General features: G+C 60.1%; 26 protein-coding genes and 2 pseudogenes. 15 read left to right on the top strand and 13 right to left on the bottom strand.

Annotated features, from left to right (window positions below; translation table 11 throughout):
* Positions 1-165 precede the first annotated feature (165 nt).
* Both HNO86_RS24060 and HNO86_RS24055 read right to left on the bottom strand, forming a co-directional pair.
* A complete protein-coding gene (locus HNO86_RS24060; RefSeq protein ID WP_175379420.1) occupies positions 166-654 on the bottom strand; it encodes a DUF6644 family protein in 489 nt (162 codons plus the stop codon).
* Complete coding sequence (locus HNO86_RS24055) at positions 654-1004, bottom strand: DUF6152 family protein (RefSeq protein ID WP_175379419.1); 351 nt, start codon at positions 1002-1004, stop codon at positions 654-656. Before HNO86_RS24055 ends, HNO86_RS24060 begins: the two co-directional genes overlap by 1 nt.
* Before the next feature lie 282 nt (positions 1005-1286).
* Between HNO86_RS24055 and HNO86_RS24050 the strand changes: the two genes are divergently transcribed.
* From HNO86_RS24050 to HNO86_RS24040, 3 genes are read left to right on the top strand one after another with little or no spacing between them, the layout of a single operon-like run.
* The gene (locus HNO86_RS24050) at positions 1287-2252 is read left to right on the top strand and encodes a tripartite tricarboxylate transporter substrate binding protein (RefSeq protein WP_175379418.1); all 966 of its coding nucleotides are present in this window, start codon (positions 1287-1289) and stop codon (positions 2250-2252) included.
* A gap of 1 nt (position 2253) precedes the next feature.
* Positions 2254-2736: a tripartite tricarboxylate transporter TctB family protein gene (locus HNO86_RS24045; protein WP_175379417.1), complete on the top strand. Its 483-nt coding sequence runs from the start codon at positions 2254-2256 to the stop codon at positions 2734-2736.
* Positions 2737-2760: 24 nt separating this feature from the next.
* Positions 2761-4269, top strand: a complete 1509-nt coding sequence (locus tag HNO86_RS24040; RefSeq protein ID WP_175379416.1) for a tripartite tricarboxylate transporter permease — start codon at positions 2761-2763, stop codon at positions 4267-4269.
* 8 nt (positions 4270-4277) lie between these two features.
* Here HNO86_RS24040 and grxC read toward each other — a convergent pair whose 3' ends face one another.
* On the bottom strand, positions 4278-4529 hold the full coding sequence (gene grxC, locus HNO86_RS24035) for a glutaredoxin 3 (protein WP_175379415.1): 252 nt from the start codon (positions 4527-4529) through the stop codon (positions 4278-4280).
* Positions 4530-4657: 128 nt separating this feature from the next.
* Complete coding sequence (locus HNO86_RS24030; RefSeq protein ID WP_175379414.1) at positions 4658-5170, bottom strand: carboxymuconolactone decarboxylase family protein; 513 nt, start codon at positions 5168-5170, stop codon at positions 4658-4660.
* 132 nt (positions 5171-5302) lie between these two features.
* On the opposite strand from HNO86_RS24030, the gene HNO86_RS24025 reads away from it, so the two are divergent.
* From HNO86_RS24025 to HNO86_RS24015, 3 genes and pseudogenes are all read left to right on the top strand, one after another.
* The gene (locus HNO86_RS24025; protein WP_175379413.1) at positions 5303-6115 is read left to right on the top strand and encodes an AraC family transcriptional regulator; all 813 of its coding nucleotides are present in this window, start codon (positions 5303-5305) and stop codon (positions 6113-6115) included.
* A 343-nt stretch (positions 6116-6458) separates the two neighbouring features.
* Positions 6459-7385 (top strand): Gfo/Idh/MocA family protein, encoded by a 927-nt coding sequence (locus HNO86_RS24020; protein WP_175379412.1) that lies wholly within the window; start codon positions 6459-6461, stop codon positions 7383-7385.
* A gap of 458 nt (positions 7386-7843) precedes the next feature.
* Positions 7844-8698 (top strand): annotated as a pseudogene (locus HNO86_RS24015) (universal stress protein); the annotation flags it as partial.
* Positions 8699-9207: 509 nt separating this feature from the next.
* Here HNO86_RS24015 and HNO86_RS24010 read toward each other — a convergent pair.
* Positions 9208-9654: an NUDIX hydrolase gene (locus HNO86_RS24010; protein ID WP_175379410.1), complete on the bottom strand. Its 447-nt coding sequence runs from the start codon at positions 9652-9654 to the stop codon at positions 9208-9210.
* Positions 9655-9786: 132 nt separating this feature from the next.
* Between HNO86_RS24010 and HNO86_RS24005 the strand changes: the two genes are divergently transcribed.
* Both HNO86_RS24005 and HNO86_RS24000 read left to right on the top strand, forming a co-directional pair.
* Positions 9787-10218: a hypothetical protein gene (locus HNO86_RS24005; RefSeq protein WP_175379384.1), complete on the top strand. Its 432-nt coding sequence runs from the start codon at positions 9787-9789 to the stop codon at positions 10216-10218.
* Between the two features lie 55 nt (positions 10219-10273).
* On the top strand, positions 10274-11101 hold the full coding sequence (locus HNO86_RS24000; RefSeq protein ID WP_175379409.1) for an AraC family transcriptional regulator: 828 nt from the start codon (positions 10274-10276) through the stop codon (positions 11099-11101).
* Positions 11102-11140: 39 nt separating this feature from the next.
* On the opposite strand, the gene HNO86_RS23995 is transcribed toward HNO86_RS24000, so the two are convergent.
* Positions 11141-11650: a YkgB family protein gene (locus tag HNO86_RS23995; protein ID WP_175379408.1), complete on the bottom strand. Its 510-nt coding sequence runs from the start codon at positions 11648-11650 to the stop codon at positions 11141-11143.
* Between the two features lie 408 nt (positions 11651-12058).
* Between HNO86_RS23995 and HNO86_RS30685 the strand changes: the two are divergent.
* Positions 12059-12133, top strand: a pseudogene (locus HNO86_RS30685) (glutathione S-transferase); the annotation flags it as partial.
* A gap of 141 nt (positions 12134-12274) precedes the next feature.
* Here the strand turns inward: HNO86_RS30685 and HNO86_RS23985 are convergent.
* From HNO86_RS23985 to HNO86_RS23975, 3 genes are all read right to left on the bottom strand, one after another.
* Entirely contained in the window at positions 12275-13498 is a 1224-nt protein-coding gene (locus tag HNO86_RS23985; RefSeq protein ID WP_175379407.1) for a DUF3422 domain-containing protein, read from the bottom strand.
* A 237-nt stretch (positions 13499-13735) separates the two neighbouring features.
* Positions 13736-14665 carry an AEC family transporter gene (locus tag HNO86_RS23980; RefSeq protein ID WP_175379406.1) on the bottom strand — a complete coding sequence of 310 codons (930 nt, stop codon included), beginning with the start codon at positions 14663-14665 and terminating at the stop codon, positions 13736-13738.
* Between the two features lie 164 nt (positions 14666-14829).
* Positions 14830-15513, bottom strand: a complete 684-nt coding sequence (locus tag HNO86_RS23975) for a GntR family transcriptional regulator (RefSeq protein WP_175379405.1) — start codon at positions 15511-15513, stop codon at positions 14830-14832.
* 172 nt (positions 15514-15685) lie between these two features.
* Between HNO86_RS23975 and ilvC the strand changes: the two genes are divergently transcribed.
* From ilvC to HNO86_RS23960, 3 genes are all read left to right on the top strand, one after another.
* The gene (gene ilvC, locus HNO86_RS23970; RefSeq protein ID WP_175379404.1) at positions 15686-16702 is read left to right on the top strand and encodes a ketol-acid reductoisomerase; all 1017 of its coding nucleotides are present in this window, start codon (positions 15686-15688) and stop codon (positions 16700-16702) included.
* A gap of 124 nt (positions 16703-16826) precedes the next feature.
* Entirely contained in the window at positions 16827-18371 is a 1545-nt protein-coding gene (locus HNO86_RS23965; RefSeq protein WP_175379403.1) for a Rieske 2Fe-2S domain-containing protein, read from the top strand.
* A gap of 71 nt (positions 18372-18442) precedes the next feature.
* Positions 18443-19429, top strand: a complete 987-nt coding sequence (locus HNO86_RS23960; RefSeq protein WP_175379402.1) for a PDR/VanB family oxidoreductase — start codon at positions 18443-18445, stop codon at positions 19427-19429.
* A gap of 535 nt (positions 19430-19964) precedes the next feature.
* On the opposite strand, the gene HNO86_RS23955 is transcribed toward HNO86_RS23960, so the two are convergent.
* From HNO86_RS23955 to HNO86_RS30355, 3 genes are all read right to left on the bottom strand, one after another.
* On the bottom strand, positions 19965-21281 hold the full coding sequence (locus HNO86_RS23955) for an MFS transporter (RefSeq protein ID WP_175379401.1): 1317 nt from the start codon (positions 21279-21281) through the stop codon (positions 19965-19967).
* 109 nt (positions 21282-21390) lie between these two features.
* Positions 21391-22236, bottom strand: coding sequence for a class II aldolase/adducin family protein (locus HNO86_RS23950; RefSeq protein WP_175379400.1), 846 nt, complete (start codon positions 22234-22236; stop codon positions 21391-21393).
* Between the two features lie 69 nt (positions 22237-22305).
* Positions 22306-22521 (bottom strand): hypothetical protein, encoded by a 216-nt coding sequence (locus HNO86_RS30355; protein WP_256672743.1) that lies wholly within the window; start codon positions 22519-22521, stop codon positions 22306-22308.
* Between HNO86_RS30355 and HNO86_RS23945 the strand changes: the two genes are divergently transcribed.
* The gene (locus tag HNO86_RS23945) at positions 22432-23253 is read left to right on the top strand and encodes a LysR substrate-binding domain-containing protein (RefSeq protein ID WP_372242557.1); all 822 of its coding nucleotides are present in this window, start codon (positions 22432-22434) and stop codon (positions 23251-23253) included. The genes HNO86_RS30355 and HNO86_RS23945 overlap by 90 nt on opposite strands.
* 321 nt (positions 23254-23574) lie before the next feature.
* Here the strand turns inward: HNO86_RS23945 and HNO86_RS23940 are convergent, their stop codons facing one another.
* Positions 23575-24045 carry a hypothetical protein gene (locus HNO86_RS23940; RefSeq protein WP_175379398.1) on the bottom strand — a complete coding sequence of 157 codons (471 nt, stop codon included), beginning with the start codon at positions 24043-24045 and terminating at the stop codon, positions 23575-23577.
* Between the two features lie 444 nt (positions 24046-24489).
* Here HNO86_RS23940 and HNO86_RS23935 point away from each other — a divergent pair, with 444 nt between their 5' ends.
* Both HNO86_RS23935 and HNO86_RS23930 read left to right on the top strand, forming a co-directional pair.
* The gene (locus tag HNO86_RS23935; RefSeq protein ID WP_175379397.1) at positions 24490-25845 is read left to right on the top strand and encodes an MFS transporter; all 1356 of its coding nucleotides are present in this window, start codon (positions 24490-24492) and stop codon (positions 25843-25845) included.
* Between the two features lie 84 nt (positions 25846-25929).
* Positions 25930-26904, top strand: a complete 975-nt coding sequence (locus HNO86_RS23930; RefSeq protein ID WP_175379396.1) for an AraC family transcriptional regulator — start codon at positions 25930-25932, stop codon at positions 26902-26904.
* Positions 26905-26981 lie beyond the last annotated feature (77 nt).

Raw genomic sequence — 26981 nt, 5'->3', positions numbered from 1 at the left:
GGATTTTGCAGGAAGCTCACGCTGCATTTACAGGAGGCGTGATGATGACCAGCGCAATTGTGACTGGCTTCATTGTGCTGTTTGCGTTCGTTGCATACCGTTATTTGCGAGTACGAGAACCTATCGAGAATCGCTGAAATGCCATCGGCAAGCAGCATCCCTCGCTCAGGTATAAGCCAACAAACGCCCACAAAAGATCACGCTGACCCAAATCACCATGGAAAACACCGCCTGCAATCTGGCCGTGCCCGGCGCCGGGGTGTCGGTGTTCCAGGCGGCCACGGAGCGGTACACACCCACATGAAACAGCAGCGCATTCAACCCTGCCGTGGCGATCAGGCATAGCTTGAGGATGAAGATGTCGTTGGAGGCGAAGTCGTGAGGGTGGGCGGTGAACATCATCAGCCCGGCCGGTACGATCAACAGCAGGGCCGCGATGGCCCAGGTCAGCAGATGGCGGGCGAGGGCGGTGACTTGTATGTTGCGCGATAGCCCCAGCACCCGCAGATCGAACATCAGCACCGCGCCGACCAGTATCGTAAAGCCGACGATGTGCATCACCTCCACCAGCGGGTACAGCCACAGGTCACCGCGCATGGCTTGCCCCAGCGGCGAATCGTTGAGCCAGTCCATCCAGTTCGGCGAGGCCTGCATCAGCGCAGCTCGGTGGTTTTGTCGCCGATGGTGATGCGCTCCGCGCGCATCTCATCGGGCTTGTTGCGGTTTGGGTAACCTGCCACGGTCGCTTGGGTGCCGACCGCCAGCATTTCCTTGGTCAGCCCGCGATTTTCCATGCGCGATGGAGGCGCGAGGACCACGTTCCAGGTCTTGTCTGCGGTTTTCAGGGTCACGGAGCCGTGGGGATGGGAGTAGCCGGAGGCTTCAATGGTGCCGCTCAGGTTCAAGGGTTTGCCTGTGTCGTATTCGCTCCAGCCGTGATGAGCGAATACCGCTGTGGCCACCAGCAGCAATGACACTCCGATGCCTTTGTGCGCAAGGTGCATGGCACGTTCTCCTGTTTAAATCGTTGAAGGAAGTCCAACGACTCGTTTATCGCTGTTTTTCAGCGTAGTCGGCGGGTCTGGCGGCCTTACACCGCCGGACCAAAGGAATGTTTCCATCTGTGACGCAGTATTGAAGGGGCCTGGTGGACGCGGGATTGAAAGAACTTCAATAAACCCGGGCATGTCCTACGCTTATGCGCAGGCCGATGCCTGTCGAGCAGGGTCAGCCGCCGGTCGACGGGATGATGCACCCATAACAACAACGTACCAGGGAGATGCGCCATGTCTGCTTTGCTTAGCCGCTTCAATCGTTACCTCGCTGTAGGCCTCACCGCCGCCGCACTCACCACCCCCGCGCTCGCTCTGGACACCGTCAAGTTCATGGCCCCCGGCTCCGTCGGTGGCGGTTATGACCAGACCGCGCGGGTCCTGGGCAAGGCGCTGATCGAGGCCAATGTGGCCAAGTCCACCACCTTCGAAAACAAGGGCGGCGCAGGCGGAACCCTGGGGCTGGCGCAGTTCGCCAACAGCACCAAGGGCGATCCGAATGCACTGTTGGTGGTCGGCGCGATCATGGTCGCGGGCATCGAACAGAACAAACCGCAAATTACCCTTAAGGACGTGACGCCCATTGCCCGGCTGTTCACTGAATACAACGTGATTGCCGTGCGCAAGGACTCGCCGTACAAGACCCTCGATGACCTGGTCAAGGACTTCAAGGCCAAGCCCACCAGCGTCACCTTTGGCGGAGGCTCCAAGGGCTCGATCGATCACATCGGCATCGCCGAGCTGGCGGGCAAACTGGATGTGCCGGTCAACAAGGTCAATTACATCGCCACCGGTGGCGGCGGCGAAATCGTGGCGCAGACCCTGGGTGGCCAGATCAAGGTGCTCACCGGGGGCTATGCCGAGCTGGGTCAATACATCAAGAACGGCCAGATCCGCGTGTTGGCCATCGGTGCGCCCGAGCGTGTTCCGGGGATCGATGCCCCGACTCTCAAGGAAAGCGGCTACGACGTGATCATCGGCAACTGGCGTGGCGTGTACGGTGCCGCCGGCCTCACCCCCGAGCAGCGCAAGGAGGTGACCGACGCGGTGGTGGCCGCCAGCAACAGCAAGGTCTGGCAGGACAACATTCAAACCAATGCCTGGACGCCGAGCGTGCTGACGGGCGATGACTTCGGCAAATTCGTCGACGAAGAGCATGTGCGCTTGCGGGCGATGCTGGTCAAGGTCGGGCTGCTTTGAGATGAGCGGTGCGCGCGCAATCGTGCCGACGCAACTGGCGATCGGCCTTGGTTTGATTGCCCTCAGCGTGGTGTTGGCCGTGGGTGCCTGGCGCTTTCCACCGGAAATGGGCTTCGTGATTCTGCCGGCGTACGTCTATCCCTACCTCGTCGCCGGGTTTCTTGGCGTGGTGGGGGTATTGCTGGGGTATCAGGCGCTCACCGGTGGTTTTCGCGAACTGGACAGTGGCAACGGCACGCTGCCTGATGGCAAAGCCGGCGCAGCCTGGGTGACGGGCGGGCTGGTGGGCGTGGCGTTGCTGATCAACCTGATCGGTTTTGTACTGGCCGCCGGGCTGCTGTTCGCCTGTTCCGCCCGGGGTTTCGGCAGTCGTCATCCGTTGCGTGACCTGGCCATCGGCATCGCCCTGACCCTGCCGATCTACTGGCTGTTCAACGCCGGGCTGGGGGTTTCCCTGCCGCCGCTGGTCAATGCCTGGATCTGATCCGGGCTCAAGGAGATCGACAGCGTGGACATTCTCTCAAGCCTGCTGATGGGCTTTTCCGCGGCGCTGACACCTATCAACCTGATGTGGGGTTTTATCGGTTGCCTGCTCGGCACCGCCATCGGCGTCCTGCCCGGCATCGGGCCGGCGCTGACGGTGGCCCTGCTGCTGCCGATCACCGCCAAGGTCGACCCCACCGGGGCCTTGATCATGTTCGCCGGGATTTACTACGGCGCGCAGTTCGGCGGCTCTACCACTTCGATTTTGCTCAACACCCCCGGTGAGTCGTCCTCCATGGTCACGGCTCTGGAAGGCAACCGGATGGCCCGCAACGGACGCGCCGGACCTGCGTTGGCAACGGCGGCCATCGGCTCTTTCGTGGCCGGGACCATAGCGACCATTTTGCTGACCCTGTTCGCGCCGGTCGTGGCCAGGCTGGCGCTCAACTTCGGCCCGGCGGAGTACTTCGCGATCCTGGTGCTGTCCTTCACCACGGTGTCGGCGGTGCTGGGGGCGTCCATGCTGCGCGGGTTCGCATCGCTGGGGATCGGCTTGATCATTGGCCTGATCGGCCTGGACTCGACCTCGGGGATTGCCCGCTACACCCTGGGTGTTCCCGAGTTGGTGGACGGCATTGAAGTGGTGCTGGTGGCGGTGGGGCTGTTTGCCGTCGGCGAAGCGCTTTACAGCCTGCTTTATCAACAGGAACAGGCTGAAGGTCGGCATCGCCTGACGTCATTGTGGATGACCCGCGCCGATTGGAAACGCTCGGTTCCGGCCTGGTTGCGCGGCACGCTGATCGGTTTTCCGTTCGGTTCGATTCCGGCCGGTGGCGCGGAAATCCCGACCTTTCTGTCTTATTCCACCGAGCGCAAGCTCAGCAAATACCCGAAAGAGTTTTCCGCCAATAAAGGCGAGGGCGCCATTGAAGGTGTCGCCGGTCCGGAAGCGGCCAATAACGCGAGTGCGACCGGCTCACTGGTGCCCTTGCTGACCCTGGGCATACCGACATCGGCCACCGCGGCGATTCTGTTGGCGGCGTTCCAGAACTACAACCTGCAACCGGGGCCGCTGTTGTTTGAAACCTCCGCCGATCTGGTCTGGACGCTGGTGGCCTCGCTGTACATCGGCAACGTCATCCTGCTGGTGCTGAACCTGCCGCTGGTGGGGTTGTGGGTCAAGCTGCTGCAAATCCCCAGGCCGTACCTCAATGCCGGGATCCTGGTGTTCGCCACCATCGGCGTGTACGGCATGCGTCATTCATCGTTCGACCTGCTATTGATGTTGGCCATTGGCTGGTTCGGCGTGATGATGCGCCGTTTCGATTTCCCGGTCGCGCCGGTGATCGTGGGCATGCTGTTGGGGCCGATGGCCGAGAAACAATTGCGCAATGCCCTGTCCATCAGCGAGGGCGACTGGATGATCTTCCTCACCCAACCGATTTCCGCTTTCTTCATGGCCCTGACGCTGCTGGTGCTGGTGGTGCCGCCGCTGTTGCATGCGCGGGGGATCAAGTTGCATGAAGACGATTGAGCGACACGTCAGGCCAGCATCGACATCAACCCACCCTGGCGATCGAGTTTGGCCAGATCGTCGAAGCCGCCAATGTGCGTGTCGCCAATGAAAATCTGCGGCACGGTGCGTCGCCCGCTGCGTTCGAGCATTTCCTCAAGCTTGCCCGGCGTGCGCTGGACGTTGATTTCCTGCATCGCAATGCCTTTGCTGGCCAGCAGGGATTTGGCGCTGCGGCAGTAGGGGCAGGTGTCGGTGGTGTACAGGGTCACGGTGTTCATATTCAGTCTCCAAACGGAATTTATGCCCTACATCCCCTGTAGGAGCTGCCGCAGGCTGCGATCTTTTGCTTTTGAAAAGCAGGGTCAAAAGATCGCAGCCTGCGGCAGCTCCTACAGAAAGCGGTTAATCAGGCGTCGATGGCCGGGAAATCGATATCGGTCAGCGCCACGTTGTTCAGGTAGTTGGTCAAAGTCTGCGAGGCCACGTGAGCAACCACTTCAACGATTTTCGCGTCATTGATCCCGGCGGCGCGGGCGGCGGCGATCTGGTCGCTGGTCAGGTGGCCGCGGCTTTCGGTGATCTGACGGGCGAGCAGGGCGAAGGCGTCGAGCTTGCCTTCACGGGCACTGAGAATCTCCTGGCCCGACAGCCCGGCCTTGCCGGCGAACAGCGTGTGCGCCGCCAGGCAATAGTCGCAGCCGTTGACCTGGGAGGTGGCGAGGAAGATCGATTCCTTCTCGGTGGCGCTCAGGGACGTCTTGCCCAGTGCCGCAGAGTTTTGCAGGTACGAGGCCAGCACCGCCGGGGCATGGGCCAGTACGCGGAATACGTTGGGCAGGAAGCCGATTTTCTTCTGCACGCCTTCCAGGAATGGGCGGGTGGCGTCGGTAGCTTGTTCAACAGGGACAATGCGAGTCATGGTGATTCTCCGGTCAGAAGCGCGATGTGCGCTGGGTACGGAGGTCATGCTATGGATTCGGGCTGGTCAATTGGATGCAAATCGTCGACGATATGCGACAGATCGTCCAGAACTACTCCGGGGAGCCTCTCCATGGATCGCTTGTCCACCTTGCTTGCGCATTTCGGCGTCAACGCCGGCACCTTTCACAGCGGCGCGTTCTGCGGCGTGACGGCCTTCGATGGCAGCCAGACCGGCGGCCACGTGCACCTGCTGCAGACCGGCGAGGTCAGCCTGAAGCTCGCCGATGAGCGCGAATTGCACCTGACCGAACCGACCCTGATCTTTTTCCCCAGACCTTATCGCCATCGCCTATTCGCCACTGAAGCGTCGGGCACGCAACTGGTGTGCGCCTCGCTGAACTTCGACGGCGGCTCGGGCAATGCCCTGGCCATGGCGCTGCCGGATTACCTGGTGCTCAAGCTCGATGAAATCCCGACCCTGGCCAGCACCCTGGAGTGGTTGTTCAACGAGGCGTTCGACGGCACCTGTGGTCGCGAAGCGGTGATGGATCGCCTGTTCGAACTGCTGGTGATTCTGTTGCTGCGGCACATCCTGATGACGCGTAATCAGCAGCCGGGGATGATGGCCGGGTTGGCGGATGCGCGTCTGGCCCGGCCCCTGAGCCAGATGCACGAAGCACCGGCCAAGGCCTGGAGCGTTGCCGAACTATCGGCCTTGGCGAACATGTCCCGGGCCAGTTTCGCCGAACACTTCAAAAGGGTGGTCGGGCAGGCGCCGGTGGATTATCTGGTGAGCTGGCGCATCAGCCTGGCGCAGAAGCGTTTGCGCGAGGGCAAGCCGATTGCCTTGATCGCCGAAGAGGTGGGCTATGAAAGCCCGTCGGCGCTGGCCCGGGCGTTCCGTCGCAAGACCGGCGTCAGCCCGCGCGAATGGAGGGGCTGAACGATGACCACGGACCTTGTAGCAGCTGCCGAAGGCTGCGTCCGGCTGCGAAGCAGACGCCAATACGGATTTTTCGGTCTGTCAGGCAGATCGCGTGCGCAGGTCCTGCGACTGCTGCGCAGCCGGACGCAGCCTTCGGCAGCTGCTACAAAAGCGACCACAGCAGCGACCACAAAAGCGGCATGGCTACCGGAGGATCTGGAGGAAGAGCGCGAGTACAGCTCGCCGGTGTGTTACCTCGAGCAGTTTCCCGATTACTGATCTGCGAAGTTGATCAATGACTTTCTGGCTGCACAAACGGTAATCTCGCCGGCTCGCATAAAACAATAATCAGGAGTCACCGATGCATCCGATCCGTCTCGGTCTGGTGGGTTACGGCAAGATTGCCCAGGATCAACACGTCCCCGCCATCAGCGCCAACCCGGCATTCCAGTTGGTGGCTGTCGCCACTCAGGGTCAGCCTTGCCCTGGCGTGGAGAACTTCAAGTCTCTGGGCGAATTGCTGGAAAGCGGTCTGCAGGTCGATGCGATTGCGTTTTGCACCCCCCCGCAAGGACGATTTGCGCTGGTGCAACAGGCACTGGCGGCGGGCAAGCATGTGCTGGTGGAAAAGCCGCCTTGCGGCACCCTGGGTGAAGCGATGGCGTTGGCGAGCCAGGCCGGGGAGCAAGGCGTCAGCGGCTTGTTCGCCTGGCATTCACGCTACGCGCCGGGCATCGAAGCCGCCCGCGACTGGCTGGCCGGCCGTACCCTGCAAAGCGTGCAGATCGACTGGAAGGAAGACGTGCGAAAATGGCACCCCGGCCAGGCGTGGATCTGGCAACCCGGTGGCCTGGGCGTGTTCGATCCGGGCATCAATGCCCTGTCGATTGCAACGCATCTGCTGCCGCGAGCATTGTTCGTCGAGTCCGCCGAACTGCGTGTCCCGAGCAACTGCCAGTCGCCGATTGCCGCCTCCATCAAGATGTCCGACGCGAACCAGCTGGATGTGCGCGCGGAGTTCGATTTCGATCACGGTCATGACGAACTCTGGAGCATCGAGATTCGCTGCGCCGAAGGCGTCCTGCGTCTGGACAACGGTGGCGCACTGTTGAGTATCGATGGCGTGCGCCAGAGCGTGTCGCAGGAGGGCGAGTACGCAGCGGTGTACCGGCATTTCCAAGCACTGATCCGGGACAAGGCCAGCGATCTGGACCTGCAGCCGTTGCGGCTGGTGGCGGACAGCTTCTTTGTCGGCAGCCGGGCGTTGGTTGAACCGTTCTACGATTAATGAGCGCGATACAGGAGCGAGTTCGTTTGCGAACTTTGCTCCTGTTTCTTTTTGGTAGGCCAACTTCGAAGCTGTCAGTAATGCGGCAATGTCTGATCGTGAACGGAACTTGTGAGTGACAACCCAACTCTTGCATAAGACCAAATCCGAGTTGGCTGAGGATCTTCTTAGATAAAAATAAACTAATTTGGCCGACAGGCTGCTGAAACTTTTTGCGCAATAGCCATCATAATGGCCGCCCCGTGAATCACGCGAACAGGCCGTGGTCCGGGGAAAAACCCGATCAATGCCACAAGGATAATGTGTGCTATCCGTGAACTAATGGCGCGGCGGACGCTGACGCTCTTTATTTGTCGGTATCAAGCGTGTCAGCAATTTAACTTAATGGCTCGTGTTCCCTTGCGTATTACAACTAAGTCTCTGTGTGTAACTGTAGTGGAACACCCAGGAAGAGATTTATGCAGACCATTCGCAATACTCTGGTGGTCGTGGATTCGCAGCAATCCGGAGATCTGATTCTGGACCGAGCCAGGATGATCGCGAACTCCACACAATCACATCTGCATCTGCTGGCGTGTGAAAAGGGCAATCATCATGCTTCGTGGCTGAGTGAGTTGCAGGACCGTCTGGTGAAGGAAGGTTTCAGCGTCAGTGCCCAGCACGACTGGCAGGGCAGTGCGCACAAGACCATCATCGCCGCGCAACAGGCTGAGGGCTGCGGTCTGGTGATCAAGCAGCACCTGCCCGACAATCCGCTGATCAAGGCCTTTCTCACCCCCGATGACTGGAAGCTGCTGCGGTATTGCCCCAGCCCCGTACTGATGGTGAAAACCGCCCGGCCGTGGATGGGCGGCATCGTTCTGGTGGCCGTGGATGTCGGCAGCAGCGACGTGGAGCATCACGTGTTGCACTCCGGCGTCGTCAGCCATGGCTACGACATCGCCAAACTGGCCGGTGGCACGCTGCACATGATGAGCGCCCATCCCTATCCCATGCTGTCGTCCAGCGATCCGATTTTTCAGCTCAAGGAAAGCATCCATACCTATTACCGCGAGCTGTGCCTGAGGTTTCAGGCCGAGTTCAACATCAGCGACTCGCGCCTGCACATCGAGGAAGGCCCGGCCGAGGTGTTGATTCCCTTTCTGGCGCACAAGCTTGAAGCGGCTGTCACGGTGATTGGCAGTGTGGGACGTACCGGGCTGAGCGGCACGCTGGTCGGCAACACCGCCGAGATGGTGCTGGATGCGCTGGACAGTGATGTGCTGGTGCTCAAGCCGGATGACATCATCCTGCACCTGGAAGAACTGGCCGCTCCACCGTCGAGCCCGGACATCGACACCGGCCTGACCACCTGGCCGTATACCCACCACAACCATCACCCGTTCGTGCAGGCCCATGACCACCTGGCACCCGACGTCGCGACACCTGCCAGCAATGCGGAGAAATTCAAACTGACGGGGCGTTGAAGGCATTGCGGTTATCACAGAGACCTGCGGGCTTGCCCGCGAAGAGGGCGGCACATCCAACATTGATGTTGACTGCCCTGACGCCTTCGCGGGCAAGCCACGCTCCCACAGGGTTTTGTGTGGTTCGCGGGTTTTGTGATCGACCAAAGAACCTGTGGGAGCGGGCTTGCCCGCGAAGAGGGCGGCACATCCAACATTGATGTTGACTGCCCTGACGCCTTCGCGGGCAAGCCACGCTCCTACAGGGTTTTGTGTGGTTCGCGGGTTTTGTGATCGACCAAAGAACCTGTGGGAGCGGGCTTGCCCGCGAAGGGGACGGCACATCCAACATCGATCTGGCTGACCTGAAGAATGTTTTACTTCAGCAACGAAAGCGCCTTGAGCAATTCGTGCAGGCCTTCAGGCACCAGCGGGGAAGTGGGACTGAAGTCCGTGCTGTCGCACCATTTGGCATGGAAGGGTGCGCCGTTGCTTTCATGACCCACAATCTGCCGGATTTCGTAGACACCCTCGTTGTCGAACTTGGCGTCGTAGACCTGGACGATTTCATGCCCCGGCTTTCCCGCGTAGGTGAACAGACTTTCCAGCGTGCCCAGCAAGCGAAGGCCGTGAATCGACTGGCCCAGCTCTTCCTGCACTTCCCTGACAACTGCATCGGCGCTTCGCTCGCCAAACTCGATGCCGCCACCGATGGGGCGGTAGAGGGGCAGCTGTTTGTCTTCATCGTAAAACTCGTTGACCAGGATTTTTCCGCGATGGTGAAAAATGCACAGGGCGAGGGCGCGGATGCGGGGTTCGGACATCGGTAAAACTCCATGGGGAAAGCGGTTTGGGGCAAGTCCATTTTTGGGATCAACGAATGGAAGTCTTCGAGCGAAAAACATGACAGGATCGACGGCTGAAATGGAACCTCTCCACACAAGGAAGCAGCACCAATGGACACTCCCTTTTCGCAAGTCCGCGAACGTTTGAACAACCGCCGATTCACTGTCGCGGGCAACCCTCAGGGGCTGTCCGGGGCAGGCACGGTATTCCATTATCGTGTCGAAGCAAATGCCATTTCGAGTTCATACGAGGCACTCTGGGGCGATGACTCCTACAATTGGGGCGCCGGCATGCACCGGATCAACACCGCTGCGCAATTTATCTTCGAGAACATGCCGCTGGGCAAATCCGTCCAGCTCGAACCGCAGCAGGCCTGGGACGTAGCCGCCTGGATCAACAGCCAGCAGCGTCCACAGGATCCGCGGTTCAACGGCAATCTGGCCAGCACGGCCACTGCGTTTCATCACGGGGAACAGTGCTTCTATGGGCAAACGGTGGATGGCGCGGTCGTGGGCAATTCCAGCCCTGTCAGCGCCCGATAGCGCGCAAACCGCCGGTGCTATGATCGATGCCTCTCCACCTCGCCAAGGGAATGCCATGGATCGCCTGTCCACGTTGCTGTCGCAGTTCGGTGTGCGCGCAAGCCTGTTCTACAACGACAGGCTGTGCGGCAAGGCGTCGTACGGCGGGGCGGACCAGCGTGGGCATATTCATCTGCTGCAGGCCGGTTCCGTCACCTTGCGGGGAGCCGATCGCAAGGAAATTGTGCTGACTCGGCCCAGTCTGATCTTTCTTCCAAGGCCCAGCCGCCATCACCTGTTGGGTGGCAGCCCCGAGGGCGCTCAACTGTTGTGTGCGTCCATGGAATTCGAGGGCGGTGTCGATAACCCGTTGACGGCTTCGCTGCCCGATTGCCTGGTGTTGGCGCTGGACGAGTTGCCGCTGCTGGCCGACGTGTTGAAGTGGATGTTCGCCGAGGCAGCCCAAGCGCACTGCGGCAGGGAGGTCGCGCTCAATCGCCTGTTCGAGCTGTTGATCGTCCTGCTGTTTCGCCATCTGCTCGATCACCACCAGTTGCACACCGGCATGATGGCCGGGCTCGCCGATGCGCGGCTGGCGCGTTCGCTGATGCAGATCCACAACACGCCTGAACATGGCTGGTCGATCGAAGAGCTGGCCCGTGCGTCGAACATGTCGCGCGCGGCCTATGCCGTGCATTTCCGCACGGTGATCGGGCAGACGCCTGCCGATTATCTGTTGAGCTGGCGGATCAGCCTGGCGCAGAAACGCTTGCGTGAAGGACGGCCGATTGCGCTGATCGCCACTGAGGTCGGTTATGAAAGTCCATCGGCGCTTTCTCGTGCGTTCAGGCGAAAGACCGGTTACAGCCCGCGGGACTGGATGAAGGAAAGGGATATGGCCTGAGTGACATCGACTTTGTCAGGCCATATCCACAGCATTGCCTCAACGGTTTTCCAGTGCGGCCAGCGAGTGACCTGCAACAAAGACCGAAGCGGCCAGCAATCCGATGTCCTTGAGCAGGAACTGGCCCGGCGCCACGGAAATCCCCGGGAAACCAAGGCCAGGCTCGATCACCCCGGGCGTCGAGAACATGAAGCTCAAGGTGGTGAAAAACAACCCGGCGGACAGCGCGCCACCGATCAGGGAGAGTTTGGGCGACAGCAGGCGCGCGGCGATCAGCAACCCGATCGAGACTTCCAGAACACCCAGCAGGGCCGAGAAGGTATCGACGCTGAACAGGTCATACACCCAACCCAGCAAAGGACTGTTGCTCACCAGCGGCACCAGGCCCGTGGCTTCGTAGTGGGTAAACTTCATGCCGCCGAACCAGAAGTAGATAACGGCCAGGGCCAGGTAGATACCGTAGGTGCCCAGCGCGGTGATTTGGCTACCGAGGGTCGAGCGGTCGACGAGCTTGTGGGTTGCGTGGTTTTCGAGGTTCAGGGTTTTCATTATCAAGGCTTCCAATGATGTGAGGACAAAGGTTATTGAGCAGCCCCGTTGGTTGTTTGGGGGTGACGTCATTGTTGTCTTTGCCTGCACGGCACTGGCTGCCGAGCGTATTGCGTTTAATGCAGATCGTCTTGACAGAGGAGCAGCCGCGAGACGCTCCATGTAGCAGCTGGCGAAGCCTGCGTTCGGCTGCGCAGCAGTCGTAAAACCTGAGTGCGAGATATTCCTGATACACCGCGTACTCTGATTCCACGACTGCTTCGCAGCCGGACGCAGGCTGCGCCAGCTGCTACAAGGATCCTGTGTTGGCTGAGGGATCTTATTGATCCAACGGCATCAACGCCTTCCCACTCTGTTTCAGCCACAGGCCAAACTCCTGCATGACGCTGACCACAGGCCGGCCGCCGGTTTTTACTCGGCGACACCTTCACGGTGGCTGACGCCTATCTGTTTGCGTTGACGGGATGGGGGCAGGCGGATTGACTGGCGTCCGTCTACAAGGCCGGCATTCATTTCGACGGACTGGAAAATCTCAAGGCCTGGTGTGGCCGGGTGCTCGAGCGCCCTGCGGTGCAACGGGCGCTCAAGGCGCAAGGGCTTCAATCCGTTTGAAGTCGCCCGCCCTCAGTGATGTTTGACCGCCCTGATCCGCATCAGCACCTTCAGCAACACCAATGCCGCGACAGGCGCCATGACCATCACCGCCGTCCTCTGCGACACGTCCACGCCCAGCACATGAATGCCCGAGTACAGCAGCTTGAACAGGCTCAGCACGTAGTAGGTGATGGCGATGATGGAGAGGCCTTCAACCGCCCGCTGGATCTTGATCTGCGCATCGGCCCGGGCATTCAGGCTGTTGAGGATTTCGGCGTTCTGTTCTTCCATCTCCACCTGCACGCGGGCCTGCAGCAGTTCGCCCAGGTTGGCCACGCTCTTGGCCAGCACGTCGAGGCGCTGTTCGGTCACGGCGCAATACCGGACCGTCGGTTTGAAACGGCGCTCGATGAAGATGCCCATGCGCTGGCAATCACCCGCGTGGTTTTCCCGCAGTTCCGCCAGGCGTTCGAAGACCAGCTGCGCGTAGGCCTGGGTGGCGCTGAAGCGATGACGGTGCTTGGCCGAGAGGCTGACGACTTCTGCCGACAAGCCTGCGATTTCCGTCAGCAGCTCCTTTGCATTGCTCGAATCGGGAGCCGCATTACGCTCCGACAGCTCGGCCAGTTTCTTATCGAAAACGTTGAGCTGCGAGCTCAACTGCTTGGCCGCGGGCAGCGAGAGCGAGGCCATCATGCGATAGGTTTCGATCTCGAGCAGCCGACGAATCATGCGTCCCTGGCGGTAGGCGTTCAGGTGATTGTTGATGAACAGAAACCGGCTTTCGCCGTCTTCATGCAACCGGAAATCGCTCCAGACCGCCGCATCGCCACCACCGATGGAAGAACCGCAAGGGTCCTTGAACCCGTACTCGGCGTGATCCCCATCCCAGGATGCCTTGTTGCGCACCACGATTTGCACGCGGTTGATCAGCAGTTGGGTGTAGGGGCTGATCTTCGCCGCCAGAGCCTGGGGCAAGGCAATCCAGTTCGGGTTTTGCGCCGAGGTGGGCACGACATAGGTGAGGGTGAAGAACTCGGCATGTCGCTCCCATTTCAACCAGTGCCCGTCCAGCTTGATGATGCCCTGGGGCAGGTCATCGGCGACCGGCTCGCTGTAGAGACTGTCGAGCAGTGCCTGGCGTTCGCTGTCACTGCCCAGGATGGCCAGGTGAAACACATGGGCCGGCTCGCTGAAGTACAGGGACGGGCGGGCGTGGAGTTCGTTGTGCAGGGTATGTCTTAGCGGGTGCATGGTGGGCGATGCCTTGAGCGCTGAATGCTTGTCGCGCAGGTTTTTGTTCTGTGGGATCCATGTTTTGCCGGAGGGGATGACCGTGGTGCAGGTGATCAGGCCCGTATGGTCAGTGATGGAGTGGCGGGGGAATTCGTCACATTCAGCGTGACTGAGTGGTGGTCTGGCTACCCATCACCCGCAACCACACGATTGCATTTGGGGTGGGGCACCTGTCACTCGGTCACTGCCGGGCCGCTACCTCCCGATAAAGTACAGGCACACCGACAGGGTGATCAGCGAGCCCAGCGTCGAGAACAAAATCGTCCGGGACACCAGCGCCCCGTCACGGCGATAAAACTCGGCGAGCATGAAAGGCCCCGTGCCGGTCGGCAGTGCGCTCAACAGCAGCGCGGCTTGTGCCCACATCAACGGCAGGCGGAACACGTAGGAGGCCAGTACCCAGGTAACCAGCGGGTGGGCGATCAGCTTGATGAACACCAGCCCTGTGCTGCGCTCGCTTTTTCCCTTGTGTCGATGGGCGAGGAACAGCCCGAGCGAGATCAGGGCACACGGCCCGGTGGCGGCGGACAGCATTTTGAGCAGTTGATGCAGCGCAGTTGGCAGGGGTTGCGCGGTCGTCGTCCACAGCGCTCCCAATATCGGTGCGACCACAATCGGATTTTTGACCAGGGCCAGACCGACCTTGCCGATGGCTTTGACCAGGCTCTTCTCGTTCTGCAGGCTGACTTCAATGCAGACCACCGAGATTGAAAACAGCACGCAGACCACGATCAGACAGGCGATCAGCGCCGGTTCCATGCCGGCTTCTCCGAACACCAGCAGGCACAGCGGAATGCCCATGTACCCGGCGTTGGCATAGGACGCGCTCAGTCCCTGGACGCTGGCGTCGGCCAGATTGCCGGATCGGCGCAGGCGCCAGATCAGCGTCAGGCAGAACAGACCGATGGTGGACAGTCCGTACGTGGCGATGAAGCCGGGCTGCCGGATCTGCTCCCACACGACCGTGGCCATGGCTTCGAAGAGCAGGGCGGGCAGGCACAGCCAGACCACCATTCGATTGATTTCCGTCGCTGCATTCGGGCCGAGAAGCCCCAGGCGCCGACAGGCGAAGCCACTGAAAATCAGTGCAAACACGGGGAGAATGATGTTCAGAACAGAGGCCATTGGCCGGATAACTCGCGAGTGTAGGGATAGGGAATCAACGGGAGGGGCGTGCCGGGACGCGTTGAACGCTGTATGTCAGGGGAAGATCGCATGGCACCGCGGGACCTGTAGCAGCCGGACGCAGGCTTCGCCAGCTGCTACAGGGGATCGTGTTTTGCTTGCGGTCACTGGGATTGATCGCTCTGTCCCAGGTACTCATCCAGACGGGAAGCCAGATACTCGCGCGCCTTGGTGGTGTGCAGGTCGGACAGCTCGCCGGCCTTCACCGCATCACCTTCAGCAATGGCCTTGGCGATCGCTTCATGTTCGTCCCAGATCGACTGACGCTGGGAAGCGGAAGACTGCAGCACGGTGCCCATCGCGCGGCGCAGGTGCACCCAATAAACCTGGGCGCTCTCGGCGATCAGCGGGTTTCCGGAAGCGGCGTAGATGTCGTGGTGGAAGGCGACGTCGGCATCGACCATTGCCTTGACGTCCTTGCCGCGGGATACGCGGCGACCCGTTTCAATGATTTTCGGGTCCATCTGATGGCGATTTTCAGCGGCCATTTTCGCCGCCAGGTTATCCAGCGCGCCCCGGATCAGGTAGAGGTTTCTGATGGAGGCCACGGTCAAAGGCGTCACCAGTACGCCTTTGCCGGGCGCGTCCTGGACCAGACCGTCTTTTTTCAGCAAGCGTATGGCCTGCAGGACAGGGGAGCGCGAGACATTCATCTGCTCGGCAATCTCTTCCTGGGTAAAGCGCACACCCGGCGCCATGGTTCCATCACTGATTGCGTCGAGCAGCGCCTTGTAGACCTCGTCCACGTAGTCGGGGCGCGCCTGGATTCTCTGCAGCTTCGTTGTCATAGCGGTCAGTGGTGCCTTCGGTGGCTTGATTGCGACGCTCATTGTCCACGTTCTCCAAAATGATTCCAACGGGGTGTATTGACATTCTCTTGAGCCAGGCCAAGAATGAATTATCTGTATACAGAACACAGAATGTTGAATTCAGAATATAGAAGACAATAGAGGATTACCAATGAAAGTGTTCTACGACAAAGACACCGACCTGGCATTGCTGGAGAGCCGGCGGGTAGCTGTCATCGGTTACGGATCGCAAGGGCACGCCCAGGCATTGAATCTGCGCGACAGTGGCATGGACGTTGTGGTCGGGTTGCGGGCAGGCGGTAGCACCTGGAACAAGGCGGAAAAGGCCGGCCTGCCGGTCATGGAAGTCGGGGAGGCCGTACGCGGTGCGGACCTGGTGGTGATGCTGATCCCGGACGAGTCGATTGCCGAGGTCTACACCCGGGAAGTGCAACCTTTCATTCGCGAAGGCGCAGCACTGGTCTTCGCCCATGGTTTCAACATTCATTACGGGCAAGTGGCGCCGCGCAGCGATCTGGATGTGTTCATGGTGGCGCCCAAGGCGCCCGGCCACACCGTGCGTTCGACCTATGCCGCCGGTGGCGGTGTTCCGGCGCTGATCGCGGTGTCGCAGAACGTTTCCGGCGTGGCGAAGGACCTCGCTCTGGCCTATGCCTCGGCGATCGGGTGCGGCAAGGCCGGCATTATCGAAACCGATTTTCGCGAGGAGACCGAGACCGATCTTTTCGGCGAGCAGGCGGTGTTGTGTGGCGGTGCAGTGGAACTGATCAAGGGTGGTTTCGAGGTGCTGGTGGAGGCGGGCTACTCGCCTGAACTCGCCTATTTCGAATGCCTGCACGAACTGAAGCTGATCGTCGATCTGCTCTATGAAGGCGGCATTTCCAACATGAACTACAGCATTTCCAACAACGCGGAATTCGGTGAATACATCTCCGGGCCGAAGATCGTGACCCCGCAGACCAAGCAGGCCATGCGCGAAGTGCTGGCTTTCATTCAGGACGGTTCCTACGCCAGGCAGTTCATTCTTGAGAGCAAGGCCGGAAACTCGCTGTTGACCGCTCGCAGGAATCAACTCAAGCGCCATCCAATCGAAATCGTCGGCGAGCAGCTGCGCGCCATGATGCCCTGGATCAAGGCGTCCGCCTTGGTTGATCAAACACATAACTGATTGATTGAAGAGGAAATACCTGACGGTAAAGAGCAGTTCGTTTCGCGCCATTGCGTTCAAAATATCTGTATACAGAGTTCCGTAGCCTGAGCTCAAAAGATAAAACAAAAACGGAGACAAGGTCATGACCGAGAAATTCGAGCAGCACGAAGCCAAACAATCGAGCGGTGCAGGTGCACCCATTGCCAAGAAACTCATTGCTTATGGTGGGTATCACACCAACAACGTGCCGGGCCACGATCCCGAGCTGACCGAGACCGGGCCGGGGACGCCAATGGGCGAATACCTGCGTCGCTTCTGGCACCCGGTCTGTATGGCACTTGAACTGACCGACACCCCGCGCTTCCTGAAAATCCTCGGCGAAGAGTTGGTGGCATTCCGTGACGGCAGCGGCCAGATCGGCGTGCTGCATGCGCACTGCGTCCACCGTGGGGCGTCACTGGAGTACGGCTCCATCCAGGAGCGCGGCATCAAATGCTGCTACCACGGCATGGTCTTCGACGTGGATGGCGCGTGTCTGCATGTGCCTTTCCCGGCCGGTGAGGAAAAAGAGGCGGAAAAATACGCCTGCTCAGTGCGGCAGGGCGCTTACAAGGCGTTCGAGCGCCATGGCCTGGTGTTCGCCTACATGGGGCCGCCGGATGAGGAACCGCCGTTCCCCGAGTGGGAGGAAAATTTCACCGTCGCCGAAGGTGACGAACTGGTGCCCTACAGCAACTTCCAGCACTGCAACTGGATGCAGGTGCAGGACAACGCGGCCGACAACTTCCACCCCACCGCCTTGCACGCCGCCAAGAACGTGGTGAACGAGAACTTCCAGGGCACCACCTTCGATGAGGTGGGAGCCGCTTCCATGGAAGTCGCGCCGGACATGCAGTTCATTCCGGTGCATCAAGGCCGCAGCCTGGCTTGCGCCGGCGCACGACGGGTCAACGACGACAAGATGTTCCTGCGCATCCAGCATCAGGTTCTGCCCAACCTGAGTCTGCACGCTTACACCTCGGAAGACGGATCGGCGAAGAAACTCTTCAGCCGCTTCCACATCGTGCGCTGGACGGTGCCGGTGGATGACGAGAACAGCAAAATGATCGGCTGGCGGGTGATGGGACCGGGCATCGATACCCGTGGCGTTGGCGACAAGAGCATGGTCGGTTACGAGACCATCGACTTTCTCGAAGGGCAGGTGGCGATGCGCAGGCCTGAACGCTTCGGCAAGTACAAGCTGGACGAACTGCCACCGATTCCTGCCAATCACCGTGAGCGCCACAACTACAAGGAAGCGCAGTACGCACCGGGCGACTACGAGGCGATCATCTCCCAGCGTCCCATTGCGATACACAAACTGGAGAACCCGACCAAGTTCGATGCTGGCGTCTTTGCCTTCCGCAAAATGCTTCGAGACGCCGTGCGCGGTACCAACCCGGCGGCCGGTGCGCATGGCTTCGCCGAGTGGTTGCGCTCCATGGCCGGCGCGCCGAACAGCTATTGCTCGGGCAACGTTTTCGAAATGCGTATCGCCGACACAGTCGAAGAAGAGGTCGCCAACCGCCGTCGTCTGGCCAGAGAGGCTGTCGCCATTCTGACTGAAGCCGATCAGCTCAAAGGAAATGATCGCAAGACCTTCGTCAAGGAACGGCTCGAGCAACTTGAGCAAAGCTTCAGAAAATAACAACAAGGCCCATATCAGCGCCCGGGATACGTCGTATTCCGGGCGCTGTCAGTGCAATGCCGAGGTGAGGTATGAACGCAGTCGTCGAGAATACTGGCGCAACGCAGTTGGAGCTGGTGGTCAAACAAATCAGGATGGAAGCGAACGGCATCAACTCTTATGAGTTTGTCGCGCCGGACGGTTCCAGCCTGCCTCCTTTCACAGCCGGTGCGCACATCGATGTTTACGCAGGTCCTGGGGTCATTCGTCAGTACTCGCTGTGCAATGCGCCGTCGGAACGTCATCGCTATGTGATCGCGGTGTTGAAAGATCCCAACGGTCGCGGGGGATCCGCGGCCGTGCATGACACCATTAAGGTCGGTGACAGGGTGCGGGTGAGTACGCCCAGGAACAACTTCGAACTGCATCCACGTTCAAGCAAGGTGGTGTTGCTGGCGGGTGGAATCGGGGTGACGCCGATGAAGTCGATGGCTCATCAACTGGAAGCGTTGAACATCGAATATGAGATGTACTACTGCGCCAAAGGGCCGGAGTACGCGGCGTTTCAAGCGGAGCTCGAAGGCCTGGCGAAATCCGGGCGCATCAGTTTCCATTTCGACGGGGGCGACCCTGCCAACAAGCTGGATATCCCTTCGATCCTCAAGAACCCCGAGGGTGCTTGCGAACTTTACTACTGCGGGCCGGGCGGCTTCATGCAGGCTTGCAAGGATGCCTCCGAGCATTGGCCGAGCGGCACGGTGCACTGCGAACACTTCAAGGCGCCGGTCCGGCAGGACACTGCGCAATCTTCCGTGGTCGGAGGGTTCATCGCTGAAATCGCCAGCAGCGGCGAGCAGCTCGAAGTGGCGCCCGGTCAGAGCCTGGCGGATGTGCTGCAGAACGCCGGTTATCCGGTGGAAACCTCCTGCCAGTCCGGGCTGTGCGGCACTTGCAAGGTGCGGTACCTGGCGGGTGAAGTCGACCACCAGGATTTTATTCTGGATGACAGCGAAAGGCCTGAGTTCCTGACCGTGTGCGTGTCCCGGGCCGCCTGTGGCACGTTGTTGCTCGATCTCTAGAACACAACCTCCTTTCCCCAGGCTGGGTGCCCTGATCGGTTCCCGGCCTTTTCTTTGTCTGCCGCATAAGCAGGTGAGGAATCTGCGGGAGCGGGCTTGCTCGCGAAGAGGCCGGTAGATTCAGCATGGATGGTGGCTGACCTGACACCTTCGCGGGCAAGCCATAATGCCAGTCAGTTAAGGTAAAACGCGGTCCATTTAGCAGCTGGCGAAGCCTGCGTTCGGCTGCGCAGCAGTCGTGAAATCAGGCAGTGCGGTGTTTCAGGCAAACCTTGCATTCAGGTTTTGCGACTGCTTCGCAGCCCAACGCAGGCTTCGCCAGCTGCTACATGTCCTGCGGCGGCTTAACTGACTGGCGTTAGAGCAAGCCATGCTCCTACAGGTTTTCGTTTCGTTCGCAGGATTTTTGGTGGGCCGATAAAACTGTAGGAGCGAGCTTGCTCGCGATGAACGCCAGGACAACGCGGGCATTCAGGCAGCCCGCGTTATCGTCGACGTCCATCGCGAGCAAGCTCGCTCCTACAGTGGGTCGGACTTATTTGTAGGTCAGCAACCGTTTCGGCACCAGGAACACCAGCAGGCATCCGCACAACAGAACGCCCGACAGCAGGACGATGCCCATGGTCGTACTGTGCGTCGCCGAGTTGACGCTGCCCATCACGATCGGGCTGATGAAGCCCGAAGCGCTGCCGATCGAGTTGGCCAAGGCGATACCCGTGGCCGCCGCTGCACCCGTCAGAATGGCCGGAGGCAAGGTCCAGTATTGCGAGATCGTCGTCATGACGCCCATGGTCGCCAGGCACAGCGCCGGCAGGCTGATCATCAGATTCGACTGGAAGTACGCACTGAGCAGGAAACCCACCGCCGCCAGAGCCCCTGGAACGGCCAGGTGCCAGCGCCGCTCCCTGAACCGGTCAGAGCTTTTGCCCACCACGATCATGGTCACGGTTGCCAGGGCGTAAGGGATCGAAGTCAGCAAGCCCAACTGCATCGAGTCTTGAACGCCAGATGCCTGAATCAGCGTGGGCAACCAGAAGCTGACGCCATACAGGCCCATGGTGAAGAACAGATAGATGAAGCTCAGCAACCAGATCTTTGGATTGGCCAAGCCATCCATCAGGCGATGCAGGTGTTTTCCGCTCGACTCCTTGTCGATGTTGTGGCGCAACACCTTCTTGTCTTCTTCACTCAGCCATTTGGCATCTTCAATGCGATCGGTCAGGTAGAAATACGCAAAGGCACCCACCAGAACCGTCGGCACACCTTCAATGATGAACAACCACTGCCAGCCGGCCAGGTTCTGCGCGCCGCTCAACGAGTGCATGATCCAGCCGGAGAGCGGGGCGCCGATCACACCGGACATGGGGATCGCGGCCATGAACAATGCGGTGACTTTTGCACCTCGGGAAGAGGGAAACCACTGGGAGATGTACAACAGGATGGCGGGGAAGAAACCGGCCTCGGCCACCCCCAGCAGGAAGCGCATCACATAGAACTGCATCGGTGTGTGCACGAACATCATCCCGGCGGAAATAATGCCCCAGGTCACCATGATCCTGGCGATCCAGCGCCGGGCGCCTACCCGGTACATGATGATGTTGCTCGGAATCTCGAAGGCGAAATAGCCGATGAAAAACATCCCGGCCCCGAGGCCATAGACGGCGTCACTCCAGGCAAGGTCCTGGACCATCTGCAGCTTGGCGAAACTGACGTTGATGCGGTTGAGGTAAGAGCAGACATAACACAGGAACAGAAACGGGATCAGCCGTATCACCACTTTCCTGTAGATCAAGTCTTCGGTGTTTATGGACGGTTCAGCCAGTGGCTGGGCACGGTCGGCAAGGGTGTTCATGAGGACGCCTCCAAGCATTGTTAAATTTATAAGGCTCGCGTCTCACCCCTTGCCGGTCTCGTGAACACTGCAAGGGGTGCAATCGTCAATACGTTGAGTTATCGACGTTTCAATCCAGCATGTCTGGCTGGGTTTCCAGCAGTTGTCCCCAGATGGGTTGGAAGTGCAGCCAGCCAATGTAGTCGCTGCCGACGTTTTCACGGCTGAAGCGCGCACGCTCATCGGTGACCAGTTTCGGCTTGATGCCGGTCGCCGCCACCATCAGTTGTTGCTGGCAGCAGCGCTCCAGCGCGATGAACCAGAACGCGGCACTTTCGATGCTGTGGGTGCTGGCGGTGAGCAGGCCGTGGTTCTGATGGAGGATGGCTTTGTGTTTGCCGAACAGCGAGGCGATGGATTTGCCGGAGTCGGTCTTGACCGCCACGGCACCCGCTTCGGCGGTAATCACCAACTGATCTTCAAAGAAGGCCGCCGCGTCCTGGGTGATCGGCTCCAGCGGCAAACCGGTGCTGGCCCAGGCGCCGCCGTAGACGGTGTGGGCGTGACACATCGCAACGATGTGCGGATGGGCTTCGTGGACATTGGCGTGGAGCACGAAGCCTGCGCGGTTGATGGCGTAATCGCCCTCGACGATCTTGCCGTTGTGGTCGGCGAGGATCAGGTTGGAAACCTTGACCTGCGAGAAGTGCACGCACATCGGGTTGGTCCAGTACAGCTCCGGAAACTCGGGATCGCGCACCGTGAGGTGGCCGGCGAAACCGTAGTCGTAACCCTGCAGGGCAAAGGCGCGGCAAGCGGCGACCAGACGCTCCTTGAGGTGCTTGCGTTGCTCGGCGAAAGTTTCGAATTCAGGCACTTCCGGATAGATCAGGCCTTCCTGTTCCGGCTGATAAATCGAGATGCGGTTTTTGGCCTTGGTCAAAGTGCTGTCTGGTTGTTTGACGCTGATGTTCATGTGGGCAACCCCCAGTGTTGTCGTTGGAGGCTCTACCTTTACAAAGCTTGAAAAGGGCAACAAACGATGCTATTTCACTGCGCTGTGAAATAATTTCACAGGATAAAAATAATGAGTAATCGCCCCAGCCTGGTTGCCCTGAGAGCCTTTGAAGCTGCCGCCCGACACGGCAACTTCAGCGTCGCCGCCGCCGAACTGCACCAGACGCCATCTGCCGTCAGCCATCAAATCAAAAGCCTCGAAAGTTACTTCGGTTTCCCGTTGTTCATCCGTCACAGCAGGCATCTGGAACTCAATAACCAGGGCCGACGTTTGTTCAGCGTCATCAAGCCGGCCTTCGACTCGATCGATCAGATCTGCACCGAACTTCGGCCCTTTGCCGAGACCGAGAAACTGGCCGTCCATTGTTCTCCCAGTTTTGCCAGCAAATGGCTGGGGCCGCGATTGACGGATTTCTTCGCCAGATACCCTCAGTTCACACTCAACCTTTCTTCCAGCGCCACACCGATCGATCTGCACAAACATCCCGAACTGGACATGGTGATCGCCTACGGTGCTGCGCTAAAAAGCTCGGATATCTGCGTACAGAGCCTGGGGCTCGAAGACTGTTGCCCGCTGGGCGCGCCGGGGCTTTTGGGCGGCAGGACGCAGATCGCCTTCGACGAGCTTTCATCCATTCCACTGATCGAGTCGCAACTCAATCCACTCTCCTGGCACGACTACTTCCGACAGCATGGAAAGCCCATACCGGAAATCATGCACCGGCCTTCCTTTGACCGTGGTGCACTGGCGCTGGCGGCAGCAGTGGATGGCTTGGGGTTGGCGCTGGAAAGCGTACGGTTCGCTCAGCAGGAACTGGCCAAGGGCACGCTGGTCAGGTACAGCATCGAGGGTTGCCAGCCGGTCATGCGTGAGGTGCATTTCCTCTGCTATCGGCACACGCAGAGGAACTCGCCGAAGATCGTGGCGTTTCGCGAGTGGCTGATGGAGGCCTGTCGGGGCGAGGGGAGTGTTTGACCCAAGGCTTACTGCAATCCTGCAGGAGAGAGCATGCTCGCGTTGGCTTTGTGTCAGGCACCATTGATGTTGGACGTGCCGGCCTCTTCGCGGGCAAGCCCGCTCCCACAGTGATTGAGGTAGTTCGCGGAAAATCAACCAGCATTGACCACACCGCCTGATCTGTAGGAGCGAGGCTCGCCCGCGAAGGCGCAGTATCTGATGACATCAATGTTGGGTGTGCCGGCCTCTTCGCGGGCAAGCCTCGCTTCTACAGTGGCTGAGGTTGCTCACGAATTTTGTGAACACCCACAACACCTGTCGAAGGCTGGGATCTTTGCTCTATTGATCCGCTGCCGGGTAATCGAAACAGGCAAATTGCTTGCCGCTGTAATCGTTATCTTGCCGGCGACAAGTTCCGGGCTGGGCCTCACAGGCCTTGATCGATTTCGCGTCCTCCGAAGGCACCACCACGCGGACGCTTGGCAGGCCTTGTTCGTAGCCGTGGGCGATCAGCTTTTCGGCGATTCGGGCCAGCAAACCCGGATCGGTCTGGTCTTCGGCAAGGTTGGCACAGGCGTGCCCGACATCGGCCACCTGCGCGGAGTCTGGCTCCAGGACCAGGCTGGCGATGCCGACACGTTCCGGGCCGTCGGTCAGGACGTCATAGAGGTAGACCGGAGCGCCTGTGGGCTTGAACACCTTGACCGCTCGCGGCTGCAAGGTGAATCCGTCACCGTTGAGGATTTGTGGCGGGGCGATGTCTTCGTCCGCAAGTTTTTCTCTTAGATCCGTGCCTCTGACGACAGTCATGTGGGTGCGCTCCGGTTGTGTGCAACGCTTATGAGGTGCAGCAAGCATAGTGGCCGATGGAAGAGTCTGCGTAGCGCATGTTCTGAAATGCGGGGGGGGGGGTACAGAAAAAGATCGCAGCCTGCGGCAGCGCCTGCAGGGATTGCGTTGCGTCCCGCCAACTAAAGAAATCCCCAGTACGAATGGGAGATTTGCTTGCACCGCCGGCTGTTCATCTTGATACCACCCCGGCATCCACTGACTTACCTTACCTGCAGCGATGCGCATCGTCGCTGTGGTCTGCTTCATCCGTACGCCTTGCAGTCAAACCATAACAACAAGAGAACCGACAATGTCCAAGCCCACTGTCCCTCCTGAAATCTGCCCTCCATCCCCCGGCACACAGCGTGCATGACCGGTGGCCCGGTCACGCATCCGAACGGATTCCAAGAGGAGCAAACACCAGTGAATATCCAGGTCGATAACGCGGTCCTGCAGAAGAAGAAAACCTACATCTACGAATGGTATGTGGTGGGCCTGTGCATGGTGGCCTACATCTTTTCATTCGTGGACCGGCAGATCCTCGCGCTGATGATCGAACCGATCAAAGCCGATTTGCAGCTCAGCGACACCCAGTTCAGCCTGCTTCACGGGCTGGCCTTTTCCCTGTTCTACGCCTTCATGGGCATGCCCATCGCCTATCTGGCCGACCGTTTTTCCCGGCCGAAGATCATCGCGGTCGGCGTGGTGTTCTGGAGCCTGACCACGGCCGCCTGCGGCTTGAGCAAGAACTTCCTGCAGATGTTCCTCGCCCGGATCGGCGTGGGCATTGGTGAAGCGGCATTGTCGCCGTCGGCCTATTCGATGTTCAGCGACATGTTCCCCAAGGAAAAGCTCGGTCGCGCCGTGGGCATCTACTCGATCGGCTCGTTCGTCGGGGGTGGCCTGGCGTTTCTGGTGGGCGGTTATGTGATCGCGCTGCTCAAGGACATGAACACCATCGAAGTGGCGGTGCTGGGTGCGATGAAGGCCTGGCAGTTGGCGTTTTTCATTGTCGGTCTGCCGGGCATTCTGGTCGGTATTCTGATCTGGCTGACCGTGCGCGACCCCGCGCGCAAAGGCTTGCAGGTGGATGAGCAGGGTCGGCCGAAGAAGGTTGCGCTGAGCGATGGCTTCCGCTTCCTGGGGCGTCACCGCGCCACCTTCACCTGCCACTACCTGGGCTTTTCGTTCTACGCCATGGTGCTGTTCTGCCTGATGAGCTGGAGCCCGGCGCTGTATATCCGCAAGTTCGGCCTGACGCCGGTCGAAGCGGGCTACATGCTCGGCACGGTGCTGTTGCTCGCCAACACCACCGGCGTGCTGTTCGGTGGCTGGCTCACCGATCTTCTGGCCAAGCGCGGTCATTCGGACGCCGCGATGCGCACCGGAGTGATCGGTGCCCTCGGCATGGCGGTTCCAGCGGTATTGTTCCCGCAGGTCGACCAACTGTGGTTGTCCGTGGCGTTGCTGGTGCCAGCGATGTTCTTCGCCTCGTTCCCGATGCCGGCCTCGACCGCCGCCATGCAGATCCTCGCCCCGAATCAGGTGCGCGCCCAGGTCTCGGCGGTGTTCCTGCTGATCAGCAATCTGCTGGGCCTGGGGCTGGGCACCACGCTGGTGGCGCTGCTGACCGACCGTTACTTCGGCTCGCCAGCCGCCGTGGGTTCGTCGATGTCGCTGGTGATCGTCGGCGCCTCGGCGCTGACCGTGCTCCTGCTGTGGCGCGGCTGCCGCTGCTTCCGTGAAAGCCATGCCCGGGAGTATCCGACCCAGGCCTGATCCACGTTGCCCATGATCCGCGTCTCGGCCTCGCCCTGTCTGAACGGGGCGGGGCCGAGGCGCGCCTGATCAGGAGAACCCTCGATGCTCAATGACGTACACCTGCTGGAACGGCACAGCCTGCTGAGCTCGGCCGATTACCGCGAGATCAAGGACAAGGTCAGCCATTACCTGTGTCCGCACAGCTTCAACGTGCTGCGCGACGAGCCCATCCACACCCGGCTCAACGGTGTGTTCTTCGGCGACGCGGCGCTGCTCGACCTGAGCTACGGCGCGCCGGTGGAAATCACCATCGGCGACATCGCCGACCAGTACCTGTTTCGCATCACCCTACGCGGCAATTGCGAAGTGGCCCACGGGCAGCGCAGCGCGGCGATGCAGACCGGTTGCCTGAGCGTGTCCTCGCCGTTCGCGCAAAGCCGCATCGTCACCGACGGCGAATGCCGCAACCTGATCCTGCGCATCGACCGCGACGCCCTGGAAACCCAGCTGCAACGCCTGCTCGACCGCAGCCTGCAACAGTCGGTGATCTTCGATGTCAGTGTCGATCATCAGGGCGCCGGCGCCGTCAGTCTCTATCACACCCTGGACTACATCTGCCGCCTGTACGGCAGCGGTGTCGACGGCTCGCGCCTGGCCGGCAACCTGTCGGAGTACCTGATGCAATTGCTGCTCACCCAGCTGCCGCACAACTACTCCGCGGACCTGTTGAACGACACCCGCGCACCGCTGCCGCACCACGTCAAGAAGGCTCGTGACTACATCGAGGCGCACCTCGATGAGCCGATCAGCCTGACCACCCTGAGCGAACTGTGCGGCGTTTCGGTACGCACCCTGCAGAACGGCTTCAACCAATTCCTCCAGCAGGCGCCGCTCAACTACATCCGCGACCGCCGCCTGGCCGTGATCCATGAGTCCCTGAAGCAGGGCAGGGCCGGCGAGACCGTCACCGACATTCTGCTGCGTCACGGGATCAACAGTTTCGGGCATTTCTCCAGTGCCTACCGGCAGCGTTATGGCTGCCTGCCGTCGGACACCCTGCGCCGACAGAAGCATTGAGGCATGTGCGCAATCGGTGAGTCGGTTGCGCAATCGGGAGAGTCGCAAGGGGTGGCGCTCGATAGGATCGAGTCACT

This window comes from Pseudomonas sp. C1C7 (assembly GCF_013359595.1).
Lineage (GTDB): Bacteria > Pseudomonadota > Gammaproteobacteria > Pseudomonadales > Pseudomonadaceae > Aquipseudomonas.
This window is presented reverse-complemented; position numbering and strand designations above follow the sequence as displayed.

Excerpts from the sequence above, each read along its gene's own strand:
- HNO86_RS24060 (WP_175379420.1), bottom strand. The coding sequence starts at position 654 with ATGCAGGCCTCGCCGAACTGGATGGACTGGCTCAACGATTCGCCGCTG.
- HNO86_RS24055 (WP_175379419.1), bottom strand. The coding sequence starts at position 1,004 with ATGCACCTTGCGCACAAAGGCATCGGAGTGTCATTGCTGCTGGTGGCC.
- HNO86_RS24050 (WP_175379418.1), top strand. The coding sequence starts at position 1,287 with ATGTCTGCTTTGCTTAGCCGCTTCAATCGTTACCTCGCTGTAGGCCTC.
- HNO86_RS24045 (WP_175379417.1), top strand. The coding sequence starts at position 2,254 with ATGAGCGGTGCGCGCGCAATCGTGCCGACGCAACTGGCGATCGGCCTT.
- grxC (WP_175379415.1), bottom strand. The coding sequence starts at position 4,529 with ATGAACACCGTGACCCTGTACACCACCGACACCTGCCCCTACTGCCGC.
- HNO86_RS24030 (WP_175379414.1), bottom strand. The coding sequence starts at position 5,170 with ATGACTCGCATTGTCCCTGTTGAACAAGCTACCGACGCCACCCGCCCA.
- HNO86_RS24025 (WP_175379413.1), top strand. The coding sequence starts at position 5,303 with ATGGATCGCTTGTCCACCTTGCTTGCGCATTTCGGCGTCAACGCCGGC.
- HNO86_RS24020 (WP_175379412.1), top strand. The coding sequence starts at position 6,459 with ATGCATCCGATCCGTCTCGGTCTGGTGGGTTACGGCAAGATTGCCCAG.
- HNO86_RS24010 (WP_175379410.1), bottom strand. The coding sequence starts at position 9,654 with ATGTCCGAACCCCGCATCCGCGCCCTCGCCCTGTGCATTTTTCACCAT.
- HNO86_RS24005 (WP_175379384.1), top strand. The coding sequence starts at position 9,787 with ATGGACACTCCCTTTTCGCAAGTCCGCGAACGTTTGAACAACCGCCGA.
- HNO86_RS24000 (WP_175379409.1), top strand. The coding sequence starts at position 10,274 with ATGGATCGCCTGTCCACGTTGCTGTCGCAGTTCGGTGTGCGCGCAAGC.
- HNO86_RS23995 (WP_175379408.1), bottom strand. The coding sequence starts at position 11,650 with ATGAAAACCCTGAACCTCGAAAACCACGCAACCCACAAGCTCGTCGAC.
- HNO86_RS23985 (WP_175379407.1), bottom strand. The coding sequence starts at position 13,498 with ATGCACCCGCTAAGACATACCCTGCACAACGAACTCCACGCCCGCCCG.
- HNO86_RS23980 (WP_175379406.1), bottom strand. The coding sequence starts at position 14,665 with ATGGCCTCTGTTCTGAACATCATTCTCCCCGTGTTTGCACTGATTTTC.
- HNO86_RS23975 (WP_175379405.1), bottom strand. The coding sequence starts at position 15,513 with ATGACAACGAAGCTGCAGAGAATCCAGGCGCGCCCCGACTACGTGGAC.
- ilvC (WP_175379404.1), top strand. The coding sequence starts at position 15,686 with ATGAAAGTGTTCTACGACAAAGACACCGACCTGGCATTGCTGGAGAGC.
- HNO86_RS23965 (WP_175379403.1), top strand. The coding sequence starts at position 16,827 with ATGACCGAGAAATTCGAGCAGCACGAAGCCAAACAATCGAGCGGTGCA.
- HNO86_RS23960 (WP_175379402.1), top strand. The coding sequence starts at position 18,443 with ATGAACGCAGTCGTCGAGAATACTGGCGCAACGCAGTTGGAGCTGGTG.
- HNO86_RS23955 (WP_175379401.1), bottom strand. The coding sequence starts at position 21,281 with ATGAACACCCTTGCCGACCGTGCCCAGCCACTGGCTGAACCGTCCATA.
- HNO86_RS23950 (WP_175379400.1), bottom strand. The coding sequence starts at position 22,236 with ATGAACATCAGCGTCAAACAACCAGACAGCACTTTGACCAAGGCCAAA.
- HNO86_RS30355 (WP_256672743.1), bottom strand. The coding sequence starts at position 22,521 with ATGCCTGCTGTGACGGATGAACAACGGGAAACCGAAGTAACTTTCGAG.
- HNO86_RS23940 (WP_175379398.1), bottom strand. The coding sequence starts at position 24,045 with ATGACTGTCGTCAGAGGCACGGATCTAAGAGAAAAACTTGCGGACGAA.
- HNO86_RS23930 (WP_175379396.1), top strand. The coding sequence starts at position 25,930 with ATGCTCAATGACGTACACCTGCTGGAACGGCACAGCCTGCTGAGCTCG.